The following is a 13,283-nucleotide window of genomic DNA, read 5'->3' as shown; positions in this document are numbered from 1 at the left end:
TCAGTTCGTGTAGTGCGAGGAGTCGCCGGTGCGCACGACGCTGCGCGCCCCGCTGGGCGAGACCGGGATGTCGCCGGCCAGGGTGATCCGTCGCAGCGCGCGGTGGTGGTCGTCGTAGTCGGCGACGGCGTAGTGCTGGGTCGCCCGGTTGTCGAACAGCACGAAGTCGCCGTCGGACCAGTTCCAGCGCACGGTGTTCTCCAGCCGGACGATCCGGTCCTGGAGCAGGTGGTAGACGGTCTGGGACTCCTTGGAGTTCAGCCCGACGAACTCCCGGACGAAGTGGCCGAGCACGAGCACCCGCTCGCCGGTCTCCGGGTGGACGCGCACCACCGGGTGCTCGGTCTCGTAGGTGGTGGAACGGAACTCGGCGCGGTAGGCGGCGATCCGGTCGTCGTCGGGCGCCGTGGTGGTCTCGGCGTCGCGGGCGTAGTCGAAGGCGTTGGTGTGCACCGCCCAGAGCTCGTCGACGAGGTTCTTCAGCGGCAGCGGGAGCGAGGCGTAGGCGGCGCCGGTGTTGGCGAACACGGTGGTGCCGCCGTAGGGCGGCAGGTCCAGCGTGCGCAGCGAGCTGATCGCGGGGATGCGGTCGACGAAGGTGACGTCGGTGTGCCAGCTGTTGGCCTTGCCCCGGTCGGAGTCCACCGGCAGCACATGGGTCTTCTCGCCGCGCACGGTGGGGTGCGCGGTCGTGGGCCGGCCGAACAGCGAGACGAACGCGAGGTGCGACTCGTCGTCGAGGTGGCCCTGTCCGCCGAAGAACAGCGCCTTGTGCTCGAGCAGCGCCGCACGCAGCGTGGCGACGGTGGCGGCGTCGAGGTCGCCGCCCAGGCGGACGCCCTCGACGCGGGCGCCGATGCGCCCGCCGACCTTGCGCACGACGGGCTGCGCGGCTGCGGTGGGGGTCGGGTTCTCGGCCTGCAGGGTCATCGGATCTCCAGACGTGGGGTGCGGGTGGCCCGGGGGCGCCGGTCGCGGCGGCAGGGGCGGGAGGACGCCGGCGGGCGGGCCGCCCACCGTCCACTCCGGACGGAGTGGGGGAGCGGGGCACCACGGTCCCGGCACGTCGTCGACGGTAGGGAGGCGCCCGCCGCGGCGGCAACGGTTGCGCTCATGCCGATCCCAACCCCTGCGCCGGGACCGCGCGGGCCGCGGTTGTCAATGTGATCCGCTGCCGTGATTCCAGGCATCGACCCGGTCTCCCGGCCGCTGCTAGCGTCACCGGTGTGAGTGACGACCGCGACCGACCCGGGCCGCGGCCCGGCGTGCGCCGCGGCCTGGTCCCCGGCGTCCTGCCCTTCCTGGTCCTGCGCCGGCACGTCGATCTGTGCCGCACGGCGACCGCACTCTGTCGACCGGTCTGACCCACCCGACGCCCTGACGCGTCCCGCGACCCCGGAGCGGGCGCGGCGCCACCGCACCCGCGGTCCCGCCGCGCCGTCCCGCCCGGAACGCGCGCCCCCTCGAACGGCCCCGCCGGGTCCACGTCCCACCGGCGCCGCCGTGCCCCGACCGTCCGCCGCCGCGGCCCGGACGGGGCCCGCCGACACCCAGGACCACCCGGCCACCGCGCGCCGCGGACCCCACCGGGGGGCCGCGCGACGTCGTGGCCCGCGCCCCGAGGACCACCGATGCCCGGCTCCACCACGCCCGGACCCTCTGCCGACCTCCCCTCCGCACCCGCCGACCCGGCCCCGCGCCCATCGGCCCGGCCGCGTCCGCACCACGTCCGCCAGGTCGGCGGCCACCGTCCCGCCCACCGCGCCGTCGTGCGCGCCGCGGCCCCCGAGCCGGTCACCGGGGCGGGCGTGCCGGCCGCGGCGGCGGTGCTCGGCGCCGTCCGCCGGGCCGGGGTGGTGTTCCGCGACGAGCTCGTCACGGCCACCGGGCTGTCGCACGCGACGGTCAACCGCCAGGTCGTCGCGCTCGTCGCCGCCGGAGTGGTCCGCGAGCGGCCCGACCTCGTGCCCACGGGCACGGTCGGCAGGCCCCGCATCCCGCTGGAGATCGACACCGACCGGTTCGGCGTGCTCGGCCTGCACGTCGGTCTGCACCGCACCACGCTCGCCGTCGGTGACCTGCGGGGCACCGTGGTGTCGGCGACCGACGTGCCCACCCCGCGCGACGCCGAGCCCGGCACCGCGCTGGCGGGGCTCGCCGCCCGGTTGCGACGGTTCGCCGCCCGCGGCCCGGGGCGGACCGTGCTGCAGGTCGGCCTCGTGGTCGGCGGCCAGGTGTCGGGTGAGCGCGACCGGTTCGGTCATCCACGGCTCGGCTGGGACCCCGCCCCGCTCGCCGACATCGTCGACCGGGTCGGGCTGCCGGGGGTCGTCGTCGTCCCGCAGATCGAGGCGATGGCCGGCGCCGAGTCGCTGCTGTCCCCGCACGTCGACGAGGGGACCACGCTGCACGTCTACGCCCGCGAGGCCGTCGGTGCCGTGCTCACCGTCGACGGCAGGGTGCACGCCCCCGCCGGCGGCCCCGGCACCGTCAGCCACCTGCCCGTCGGCGGGGACGGGGTGCTGGGGCGGGAACGCTGCCACTGCGGGCGGACCGGCTGCCTGGAGGCCGCCGCCGGCGACTCCGCCGTGGCCCGCGCCGCGCACGCGGCCGGGATCGTCGACGCACCCGTGATCGAGAAGGTGGTCGGCGCGGCCGAGGGCGGCGACCGACGGGCGCACGACCTGCTCGCCGAGCGGGCCGCCCTGCTGGGCCGCGGCGTCGCGCTGGTCCGCGATGTGCTCAACCCCGACCGCGTCGTCCTCGCCGGGCAGGCGTTCACCGCCTACCGGGCCGGACTCGCCCACGTCTCCCGGAGCTTCGCCGAGGCGAGCGCGCTCCCGCCGATCAGCCTGCAGGCGGGCACCTTCGGGTCCGCACTGCAGGCGGTCGCCGCGTGCACCGCCGGCCTGCGCCCGATCTACGCCGACCCGCTCGGCACCACCCGCCGCGCCGCCGCGGTCGCCGCCGACGCGCGCGCGGCGCCTCGGCCGTTCCCGACCCCCACCACCCCCCGAGAGGCGAACCACCGATGACCACCCGACTCCTGTCCTCCCCGCTCGACCGGCGCAGCCTGCTGCGCCGCGCCGGACTCGGTGTCCTGGCCGCCGGCGCGGCCGGCGCGGGCCTGACCGGGTGCGCCTCCGCCGTCGACGAGCGGCGTGCCGCCGGGAACGCCGCCGCGAGCGCACCGGTGCGCGGCGGGACCCTGAAGCTGGCCGACCGGACCGACCTGGTGCCCGGCAACTTCCTCACCAACTCCAACGACGGCGTCACCACCACCGTCGGCCTGGTCTACGACACCCTGGTCCGCCGGCCGAACACCGGGTTCGAGCCGCAGCCGCGGCTCGCGACGTCCTGGGAGATCAGCCCGGACGGCCGCACGGTGACCCTGCAGCTGCGTGACGACGTCTTCTTCCACGGCCGCGGCACCGAGCGGGGCCGGCCGTTCACCTCGGCCGACGTCGAGTTCTCGATCCGCACCTACGCCGACCCGAAGTGGACCGCGCAGCTGCGCAGCACCGCCGCCGCGGTCACCTCGTTCGACACCTCGCAGCCGCACCGGGTGGTGCTGGGGCTCGCGGAGCCCCTGTCGAACATCCTCGACCTGCTCGACACCGTCCCGATCCTGGACTCCGCGACCATCGACGCGCTCGGGCGTGGCGAGGCGTTCGTCGGGACCGGCCCGTTCCGGTTCGAGTCCTGGACCCCGAACACCTCGATCGTCTACGTGCGCAACGAGCACTTCCGCGACCCCGAGCGGCCCTATCTCGACCGGGTCGAGCTGAGCATCGGCGGCGACGCCCAGGCGCTGCTGGCCGGCCTGCGGTCCAACCGGTTCGACGTCGTCGGCGGGCTCCCGTTCCGCGACATCGCGACCCTGGACGCGGCCGAGGGCTTCCACGCGATCACCATGGAGGGCGCGGAGCTGCAGACCTACGTGGGCGCGAACGTCACCGCCCCCGGGCTGTCCGACGTGCGGGTCCGCCAGGCCGTCGCCTACGCGATCGACCGGCAACGGGTCGTCTACGAGGTGCTGCGCGGCTCCGGCTACCCGATCAACCTGCCGTGGCCGAAGAGCTCCCCGGCCTACGACGAGGCCCGCAACGCCACCTACACCCGCAACCTCGACCGGGCCCGTGCGCTCGTCGCGGAGGTCGGCACCGTGCCACCGCAGCCGCTGACGTTCCCGGCCAGCCACCCCGTCCACGACCCGGTCGCGCAGATCGTGCAGGCCGACCTCGCCGAGATCGGCATCACCACCACGCTGCAGCCGGTCGATTCCGCGCAGTTCGTGAAGCAGCTGATCGGCGCGCAGTTCCCCGGGCTGTGGACGACGTTCCACTCGTGGGCCCAGCACACCCCGTCGACGCTGACCGTCAGCGCCTACCCCTTCAACGCGCAGAAGAACTCCTCGCGGTTCGTCTCGCCCGACTACCAGCGGGCCGCCGCCACCGCGTGGACGCTGCCCGCGACCGACACCGCCGGCCTCGGCCGCGCCTACACGGCGCTGTCCGACGAGCTGCTCGAGCACCTGTTCCTGGTCGAGATCGGCGTGGTGCTCAACCAGCTCGCCGCCTCGGACCGGGTCCAGGGGGTCGGTTGGTCCAAGCGTGCCGAGATCGACCTCACCGACGCGTACACGGCGGCCTGACATGCTGCGCTTCGTCATCTCCCGGCTGCCGTCGGCGGTCGCGGTGCTGTTCCTCGCCTCGGTGCTGATCTTCGGTCTGCTGCGCCTGGTCCCCGGCGACCCGGCGACCACGCTCGCCGGGCCGGACGCCTCGCCCGCGGTGGTCGAGACGATCCGGGTCTCGCTCGGGCTCGACCGGCCGGTGTGGGAGCAGTACGTGCTGTGGCTGGGGAACGTCCTCACCGGTGACCTCGGCCGCTCGTACCTGATCGGCGGTGAGATCGGCACCCTGGTGGCGGCCGGCCTGGTCAACACGCTCTGGCTGGCCGGCGCCGCGCTCGTCCTGGCCGTGGGGCTGTCGCTGGTCGTCGGGGTCGCGGCCGTGCTGTCGCGGGCCCGGTGGGTCGACACCGTCGTCACCGGGTTCACCACGCTGGCGCTCGCGGTCCCGACGTTCGTCACCGGTGTGGTGCTGGTGCTGCTGTTCGCGGTCGCCTTCCCGGTGCTGCCCTCCGGCGGGGCCCCGCCCGGGGGGTTCCTCGCCCGCCCCGACCTGACATGGCAGTACCTGCTGCTGTCGGCGGTGTGCCTGGCCCTGCCGGTCGCCGGCGCGCTGTCGCGGTTCGTCGTGGAGTCGCTGCGCACCGAGCTCGCGCAGCCCTACGTGCTCACCGCCCGCGCGCTCGGCGTGCCCCGCCGGCGTCTGGTGCTCGCCCACGCCCTGCCCGCCGCGCTGCCCACGGTCGCCACCGTGCTGGGGCTGCAGATCGGCAACCTGCTCGGCGGCGCCGTCCTGGTCGAGCTGATCTTCACCTGGCCCGGGCTCGGTCAGCTGATCGAGCAGGGCATCAGCCGCCGCGACTACCCGGTGGTGCAGGTCCTGCTGCTGCTGTCGGTCGCGGTGTTCGTCGCCGTCCAGCTGGTCACCGACATCCTGCACGCCGCGCTGGACCCGCGGGTGCGGATCGGAGGGAACTCATGACCGTCACCGCCCCCGGCGAGATCCTCCCGGCGAGGACGGCCGCGCCGGCCCTGCCCGGTCCCACCCGCCGCCCGCACGCGCTGTCGGCGCTGTACCGCGGGCGCGGGCTGGTCGGGGCGGTGCTCGTCGGCGTCGTCGTGCTCGCCGGTCTCGCCGCACCGCTGCTCGCGCCGTACGACCCGTTGGCGCAGATCCCGGGTGCGAACCTGCTGCCCGCGTCCGGTGCGCACTGGCTGGGCACCGACGAGGTGAACCGCGACGTCTTCAGCCGGACGCTGTACGGCATCCTCGCCAACCTGTCGATCATCGCGGTCGCGGTGCCGCTCGGGGCGGTCGCCGGTGGCCTGGTCGGTCTGGTGTCGAGTCTGTCGGCGGCCGTCGACGTCGTCGCACAGCGGGTGTTCGACGTGCTGCTCGCGTTCCCGGTGCTGATCCTCGGGATCGCACTGGCCGCGGTCCTCGGGCCGGGCACGACGGCGGTGGTCGTGGTGATCGTCCTCGCCGAGATCCCGATCTTCGGGCGGCTCGTGCGGGGTGCCGCGCTGCGGGTGCGGGAGATGCCCTACGTCGAGGCGGCCACCGTGGTCGGGGCCGGGCGCTGGTGGGTGCTGCGCCGCCACGTGCTGCCGGGCGCCGCCGAGCCCGCCGGTGTGCAGGTCGCGGTGTCGTTGTCCGTCGCCGTCTTCGTGGAGGGGGCCATGAGCTTCATCGGTATCGGGGTCCGGCCACCGGACCCCTCGCTCGGGTCGATCGTCGCCGACTCGGTGCTGTACCTCGACGTCAACCCGGCGATGGCGCTCGGCCCGCTGGCCGTGGTCACGATGCTGACGCTGGGCTTCCTGCTCGTCGCGCAGGCCCTCGCGGCGGGACGGCGGGTGGCCGGATGAGCACCGTGCTGAGCGTGCGGGACCTGCGAATCTCCTTCGGCGACACGGTCGCCGTCGACGGCGTCGACCTCACGGTGCGCCGCGGGGAGGTCGACGCGCTGGTCGGTGAGTCCGGGTCGGGCAAGACGCTGACGGCGCGGTCGGTGCTCGGCCTGCTCCCCGACGCCGCGACGGCGTCCGGCTCGGTCGAGCTCGCCGGGGACTCCGTCCTCGGCGCACCCGAGGAGGCGCTGGACCGGGTCCGCGGGACCCGCGCCGCGATGGTGTTCCAGGAACCGCAGACCGCGCTGAACCCGGTGCGCACGGTCGGCTGGCAGCTCGTCGAGGCGATCCGGGCGCACGCCCGGGTGCCGCGCGCGCAGGCCCGCCGCCGGGCGGTGGAGCTGCTGCGGCTGGTCGACCTGCCCGAGCCCGAGCGCCGCGTGCGGTCCTACCCGCACCAGCTCTCCGGCGGCCAGAAGCAGCGCGTCGTGATCGCCCTGGCGCTGGCCGGGGAGCCGGACCTGCTGCTGGCCGACGAGCCGACGACCGCGCTCGACGTCACCGTGCAGGCGCGGATCCTGGAGCTGCTGCGCGACCTGCGCGACCGCACCGGCGTGGGCGTGCTGCTGGTGACCCACAACATGGGCGTCGTCGCCGAGCTCGCCGACCGCGTCGTGGTGCTGCACCGCGGCCGGGTGGTGGAGCAGCGCTCCGTCGCGGACCTGTTCGAGCGGCCGGCGACCGACTACACGCGGGCTCTGCTCGCGGCGGTGCCGACGCTCGCCGACCGGCCGCGGGGGAGCGCCGTCGCGGCGGTGGCGCAGGCCGCCGACGTCCCCGCGCCGCGCGACCCGGAGGGGCCGGTGCCGGTGCTGTCCCTGCAGGACCTGTCGGTGGTGCACCCGGCCCGGCGCGGCCGGCCCGCGTTCCGGGCCGTGCACGCCGTGAGCCTGGACGTGGCGCCCGGCGAGGTCGTCGGGCTCGTGGGCGAGTCCGGGTCGGGCAAGACCACGATCGGCCGGGCAGCGGCCGGGCTGCTCCCGCCGGCGCAGGGCCGGGTGCTGCTCGACGGCACCGACCTGGCCGGGCTGTCGCGCTCCGGGCTGCGCCGGGTGCGTCGCGGGCTGGCGATGGTGCACCAGGACCCGGCGGCATCGCTGGACCCGCGCCGGTCCGTGGAGGACTCGGTCGCCGAGCCGCTGCGGGTGCACGGCGCCCGGCCCGGCCCGGAGCTGCGCTCCCGGGTGGGCGAGCTGCTGGAGTCGGTCCGCCTGCCACGGGAGTTCGCGACCCGCCGGCCCGGCGAGCTGTCGGGCGGGCAGCGCCAGCGGGTCGCGCTGGCCAGGGCCCTGTCGCTGTCGCCGCGGCTGCTGATCGCCGACGAGCCGACCAGCGTGCTGGACGTGTCGGTGCAGGCCGAGGTGCTGGAGCTGTTCGCGTCGCTGCAGCGCGAGCTGGGGTTCGCCTGCCTGTTCGTCAGCCACGACCTCGCGGTCGTCGACCGGGTCTCCGACCGCGTCGCCGTCCTGCGGGCGGGGGAGGTGGTCGAGCTCGGCACGCCGGCCCAGGTGTTCGGGACCCCGCGGCACGACTACACCCGCCGCCTCGTCGACACCGTGCCCCGCGTCCCCGCCCGGATCTGACACCCGCCCCGCACGAGCGGACCGGTCGTCCGGCAGGGTCCGTACGACCGGTCCGCTCGTGCAGTGGGGAGCAGGACCGTGGGTCCGGGTCCGGGTCCGGACCGGGAACCGGGGTCAGGCGGGGGCGGCGCCCCGGCGCCGGGCGTGGACGGCCGCGGGATGGTCGGCACGGACCCGTGCCTGGCCCGCACCCTGCAGGTGCTCGCGCAGGGTCGCGCCCTCCGGGGCCTCGGCGAGCACCCCACGCCGGCGCAGCTCGGGCACCACGTGCTCCACGACGTCGGCGAAGGTGCCGGGGGTGACCGCGTAGGCGAGGTTGAAGCCGTCGACGTCGGCGACCTCGGCCCAGCGTTCCAGCTCGTCGGCGACCGTCTGCGGCCCGCCCACGACGACGGCGCCCATCCCGCCGATCCCGATGTGCTCGGCGATCGCCCGCGGCGTCCACTCCCGTGTCGGATCCGCCGTGGTGAACAGCTCGACCGCGCTGCGGATGGCCTCGGTCTCGGCGAACCGCAGCGGCTCGTCGGGGTCCATCGTGGACAGGTCCAGGCCGGACCAGCCGCCGTAGAGGGTGAGGGCACCTTCCAGGCTCACGTACTGCGCGAGGTCGGCGTAGCGCTCGCTGGCCTGCTCGTCGGTGGCGCCGGTGACCACGGTGACCATCGTGAAGACCTTCACCGCACGGGGATCGCGGCCCTGCTCGGCGGTCTGCCTGCGCAGCTCGGCGACCCGCGGGGCCAGTGTCTCCGGGGTCGGGGAGATGACGAAGACGCCCTCGGCGTGCCGGGCGGCGAACGTCGTGCCGCGCGCGGAGGCGCCTGCCTGGAAGATCGTCGGTGTGCGCTGCGGGGAGGGCTCGGTCAGGCCGATGCCCGGCACGTCGAAGAACTCGCCGTGGTGGCCGATCGGACGGACCTTCGCCGGGTCGGTGTAGACGCCCTTGTCCCGGTCGAGCAGCACCGCGTCGTCGTCCCAGGACGCCTCCCACAGCTGGTAGCAGACCTCCATGAACTCGTCGGCGACGTCGTAGCGCCGGTCGTGCGGCACCTGCTTCTCCAGCCCCAGGTTGCGGGCCGCGGACTCCAGGTAGGAGGTGACGACGTTCCACGCGACCCGGCCCCGGGTGTAGTGGTCCAGGGTGGAGAAGCGCCGGGCGAGCGCGTAGGGCTTCTCGTAGGTCAGCGACACGGTGATCCCGAAGCCGAGCCGCTCGGTGACCGCGGCCATCGCCGAGACGGCCAGGGTCGGGTCGCCGACGGGGACCTGCACGCCGTCGCGGATCGCCGGTTCGGGGCCGTCGCGGTAGACGTCGTAGAGGCCGACGACGTCGGCGATGAACAGGCTGGTGAACCCGCCGCGCTCCAGCAGCTGCGCCAGCTCGGTCCAGTAGCGCAGGTCGTGGAAGGTATGCGAGCGGTCCTGCGGGTGGCGCCACAGGCCGGGGGACTGGTGCCCGGCGCACGTCATGTCGAAGGCGTTGAGATGGATGCGGCGCGGTGCCGGGTCGATCGCGCGGCTCATCGCTTGCCGGCGCTCCAGGCGTAGGGCAGGTCGGTCCCGTTGAGCACGTGGTCCCCGACCGACTGCAGCTTGTAGATCAGCGGGTTGTGCACCGAGATCACCCGGGCGTTGCGCCAGTGCCGGTCCAGCCGCAGCTTCTCCGAGGTCACGGAGGCACCGCCGACCTCGAACAGCTGGGTGGTCGCGTCGAGCACCGCGGGGATGATCGTGGCCTGGGCGTGGGCGACGTCGAGCTCGACCCGGTCGAGCAGCTCCGGGTCCTCCCCGCCCGCGGCGAGCAGCGTGTCGAGCTGCTCGGCGATGGCCAGCACCAGGGCACGGGATGACCAGGCGGCCGCGGACAGTCGCCCGATGACCTGCTGGACGAGCGGGTCGTGGCGGGGCAGGTCGGCCGGGGCGTGGGTGAAGGTGCGGGTGCGCTCGCGGACCCAGGCGCTGACGTCGTCGGTGGCGCGCCGGGCGATCCCGGCGAGCACGGCGAGCTGGACGAGCTGTAGGTAGGAGGTGCCCCAGCCGCGGCCCTCGGTGCCGTACCCGGGTCCGAGGACCCGCTCGCGGGGGACGGCGACGCCGTGGAACTCGGTGGTGCCGCTGGCGGTGAGGCGCTGCCCGAAGCCGTCCCAGTCGTCGTGCTGGACGACGCCCTGGGCGTCGCCGTCGACGAGCACGGACACGCGCTGCCCGTCGAGGTCGGCGGCGACCAGGATCTGGTCGGCGTAGAGGCTGCCGGTCGAGTAGTACTTGGTGCCGTCGAGGCGGTAGCCGTCGCCGTCGGGGGTCAGGGCGGTGCGGTACCGGTCGATCGCGCCGACGCCGGGCTCGGTGATGGCGTTGCCGACGAGCCGGCCCTCGGCGACGGCCGCCAGCCGGGCGTCGCGGTCCGGGCCCGGGGCGGCGAGCAGCAGGTCGTCGACGTACCACCAGTGCACGCGCAGCGCCTGCGGCAGGTTCGACTCGGCGGCGGCGAGGTCGACGAGCAGCCGGAACTGCTGGCGCACGGTGGCGCCGTAGCCGCCGAGCTCCACGGGCAGCCGCAGGGCGCCGAAGCGCTCCGCGCGCAGCGCGGCCACCTCGTCGTGGGCCAGGGTGCGGCCCTGCTCACGGGCGACCGCGCCCTCGGCGATGCGGGCGAACACCGGGGCGAAGACGGCGTCGAGCTGCTCGTCGGTCCAGGCGGCCCGGCCGTCGGTGCCGGTGGGGGCGGGGGAGGTCGTGGTCATGGGGGTCCTTCCGGTGGGGCCGGCGGTGCGCCGGGCACGGTCGCGCGGTGATGGCGGGGTGGGGGGACGGACGGTCACCGCCGTGCGGGGCCGGTCGCACGGGCATGTCCGCTCCGCCCTGTGGCAGGCGGGCCGGCCGGTGGTGGCCGTCGGAGACGGTCCCGGTGCGGCGGGCGCGTGGGGCGGGCGCAGAGCGGATCCGGGTCGGTGGGTGCGCGGCCTCAGAGCGTGTTTGGAAATTCTAGTGGGTTGAGGGTGTCGTGTGTTTCTGCTGGCGGGTGGCGGGGTATCCACGGGCGATGCGGCGGGTGATGGTGTTGATCGCGGCCCAGCGGATCATGGCTTCGGATGTGGTGGGGTGGCGTTCGTAGTCTCGGGCCAGGCGTCGGTGTGCGGTGAGCCAGGCCAGGGTCCGTTCGACCACCCACCTTCGTGGGAGGACGGTGAATCCGCGCTGCTCGGGTGGCTTGCGGATGATCTCGATCGTTGTCTGCAGGATCGTGGCGGCCCAGTCGAGCAGTCGCCCGGCGGAGCCGGCGTCGGCGTAGACGAACCGCACCCTGGTGCGCAGGTAGAGGTTGAGCAGGATCGGCTTGGCGCCGTCGCGGTCCTGTACCGAGGCCGAGCACACCATCGTGGTCAGCAGCAGACCGAGGGTGTCGGTCACGATGAACCGTTTCCGTCCGCCTGTCTTCTTCCCGGCGTCGTAGCCGCGGGAGTCCTGGCCGACGGTGTCGGCGCCCTTGACCGACTGGGAATCGATGATCCCCGCACTCGGCTCCGGATCACGGCCCTCGGCGATACGTAACTGCCCCCGCACGACCGGGAGGATCTTCTCGGTGACCTTCTGCTGTTCCCACTGGTTGAAGTACCAGTAGACGGTCTGCCAGGGCGGGAAGTCCACCGGCAACGCCCGCCAGGCACACCCGGTCCGCACGACATACAAGATCGCGTCCAGCACGTCCCGACGAGCATGAGCAACAGGCCGCCCCCGCCGCGCGAGCGGCGGTAACAACGGCTCGATCACCACCCACTGGGCATCACTGGTGTCCGAGGGGTACCGGCGCGGTCGTTCCTGCATGCCGACCACGATGGAGCACCCCAGCCGTGTCGACCATCCCGACACACCCACCATTTCCAAACACGCTCTCAGCGGCGGCGGAGCGGGCGACGACAGAGCGCCGACGCCACGCGCGCGAGATCGACATGCCCCCGCGTGGTCAACAGCACCGATCCGGTCACGGGGTCCACGGTAGCCGCGACCGGCTCCGCTTCCCAAGACGTCGGCGACCCGGATCACCGGCGTCCTGCCTGGTGGGAGGCCCGGTCCCGGGCGTCCGGACAGGTGTCCCGCGGGGTGGACGGTCCACTGTGGAGCATGATGTGACCGTCGTCCCCACCGACTTGCGCCGGCCGGTGCGGCCCTGTTGCGTCTGCCGGATGGGAGTCACGCTGCACTGGTTCCTGCCCACGATGGGCGACGGCCGCCATCTCGTCGGGGGAGGCCACGGGAACGCGACCGGGTCCGCCGGCGCCCTCCGCCCCGCCTCGATCGGCTACCTCACCCAGGTCGCCCGTGCCGCGGAGCAGGCCGGGTTCGACGGTGCCCTCACCCCGACCGGCGCCTGGTGCGAGGACGCGTGGCTCACCACCGCGATGCTCGTGGCCCACACCGAGCGCCTGAGGTTCCTCGTCGCGTTCCGGCCCGGGTCGATCTCCCCGACGCTCGCCGCCCAGCAGGCCGCCACCTTCCAGCGGCACTCCGGCGGCCGGCTGCTGCTCAACGTCGTCACCGGCGGCGAGTCGCGCGAGCAGCGCGCCTACGGCGACTTCCTCGACAAGGACTCCCGCTACGCCCGCACCGGGGAGTTCCTCTCGGTCGTCACCCGGCTGTGGCGCGGCGAGACCGTCGACCTCGACGGCGAGCACGTGCGGGTCGAGCAGGCGTCGCTGTCGCGGCTGCCCGACCCGGTCCCGCCGGTCTACTTCGGCGGCTCCTCGCCGGCCGCGGCCCAGGTCGCCGCCGAGCACGCCGACGTCTACCTGACCTGGGGCGAACTGGTCGAGGCGGTCCACGAGAAGATCGAACGGATCCGCAAGCTCGCCGCAGACCGCGGGCGCACCGTGCGCTTCGGGATCCGGCTGCACGTGATCACCCGCGACACCGCCGACGAGGCGTGGGCGCAGGCGCACCGGCTCCTCGACGCGCTCGACCCCGAGACCATCGCGGGTGTGCAGGCGGGTCTGGCCGCGAGCGAGTCGGAGGGCCAGCGCCGGATGCGCGCGCTGCACGGCGGGGTCAAGACCTCGGTCGAGGAGCTGACGATCGCGCCGAACCTGTGGGCCGGTGTCGGCCTGGTCCGGGGTGGTGCGGGGACCGCGCTCGTCGGCAGCCACACCGAGGTCGCGGATCGG

Annotated in this window: 11 protein-coding genes and 1 pseudogene; 7 read left to right on the top strand and 5 right to left on the bottom strand. The window is 74.6% G+C overall.

The genetic code is table 11. The annotated features are described in order from the left end of the window. Positions 1–930 carry a TauD/TfdA family dioxygenase gene (locus KPL57_RS16485; RefSeq protein WP_226352295.1) on the bottom strand — a complete coding sequence of 310 codons (930 nt, stop codon included), beginning with the start codon at positions 928–930 and terminating at the stop codon, positions 1–3. A 296-nt stretch (positions 931–1,226) separates the two neighbouring features. On the opposite strand from KPL57_RS16485, the gene KPL57_RS16480 reads away from it, so the two are divergent. From KPL57_RS16480 to KPL57_RS16455, 6 genes are all read left to right on the top strand, one after another. Further along, positions 1,227–1,364 carry a putative leader peptide gene (locus KPL57_RS16480; protein WP_158071509.1) on the top strand — a complete coding sequence of 46 codons (138 nt, stop codon included), beginning with the start codon at positions 1,227–1,229 and terminating at the stop codon, positions 1,362–1,364. A 267-nt stretch (positions 1,365–1,631) separates the two neighbouring features. Beyond that, complete coding sequence (locus KPL57_RS16475; RefSeq protein WP_226352294.1) at positions 1,632–3,035, top strand: ROK family protein; 1,404 nt, start codon at positions 1,632–1,634, stop codon at positions 3,033–3,035. Then, a complete protein-coding gene (locus tag KPL57_RS16470) occupies positions 3,032–4,654 on the top strand; it encodes an ABC transporter substrate-binding protein (RefSeq protein WP_226352293.1) in 1,623 nt (540 codons plus the stop codon). The genes KPL57_RS16475 and KPL57_RS16470 overlap by 4 nt, the downstream gene beginning before the upstream one ends. A 1-nt stretch (position 4,655) precedes the next feature. After that, positions 4,656–5,615 carry an ABC transporter permease gene (locus KPL57_RS16465; RefSeq protein WP_226352292.1) on the top strand — a complete coding sequence of 320 codons (960 nt, stop codon included), beginning with the start codon at positions 4,656–4,658 and terminating at the stop codon, positions 5,613–5,615. Continuing rightward, the gene (locus tag KPL57_RS16460) at positions 5,612–6,502 is read left to right on the top strand and encodes an ABC transporter permease (RefSeq protein WP_226352291.1); all 891 of its coding nucleotides are present in this window, start codon (positions 5,612–5,614) and stop codon (positions 6,500–6,502) included. Before KPL57_RS16465 ends, KPL57_RS16460 begins: the two co-directional genes overlap by 4 nt. Next, positions 6,499–8,127: an ABC transporter ATP-binding protein gene (locus KPL57_RS16455; protein ID WP_226352290.1), complete on the top strand. Its 1,629-nt coding sequence runs from the start codon at positions 6,499–6,501 to the stop codon at positions 8,125–8,127. The genes KPL57_RS16460 and KPL57_RS16455 overlap by 4 nt, the downstream gene beginning before the upstream one ends. A 114-nt stretch (positions 8,128–8,241) precedes the next feature. On the opposite strand, the gene KPL57_RS16450 is transcribed toward KPL57_RS16455, so the two are convergent. The 4 genes and pseudogenes from KPL57_RS16450 to KPL57_RS72230 form a co-directional block, all read right to left on the bottom strand. Further along, positions 8,242–9,648, bottom strand: a complete 1,407-nt coding sequence (locus KPL57_RS16450) for an LLM class flavin-dependent oxidoreductase (protein ID WP_075307383.1) — start codon at positions 9,646–9,648, stop codon at positions 8,242–8,244. Then, complete coding sequence (locus KPL57_RS16445; protein WP_226352289.1) at positions 9,645–10,868, bottom strand: acyl-CoA dehydrogenase family protein; 1,224 nt, start codon at positions 10,866–10,868, stop codon at positions 9,645–9,647. Before KPL57_RS16445 ends, KPL57_RS16450 begins: the two co-directional genes overlap by 4 nt. 225 nt (positions 10,869–11,093) lie before the next feature. Continuing rightward, positions 11,094–12,003: pseudogene (locus tag KPL57_RS16440) on the bottom strand (IS5 family transposase); the annotation flags it as partial. A gap of 14 nt (positions 12,004–12,017) precedes the next feature. Continuing rightward, entirely contained in the window at positions 12,018–12,098 is an 81-nt protein-coding gene (locus tag KPL57_RS72230; RefSeq protein ID WP_369804877.1) for a putative leader peptide, read from the bottom strand. Positions 12,099–12,308: 210 nt separating this feature from the next. On the opposite strand from KPL57_RS72230, the gene KPL57_RS16435 reads away from it, so the two are divergent. Beyond that, the coding region (locus KPL57_RS16435; protein WP_226352288.1) for an LLM class flavin-dependent oxidoreductase at positions 12,309–13,283 on the top strand (975 nt) is incomplete at its 3' end.

The organism is Pseudonocardia sp. ICBG601, from assembly GCF_020496245.1.
This window is presented reverse-complemented; position numbering and strand designations above follow the sequence as displayed.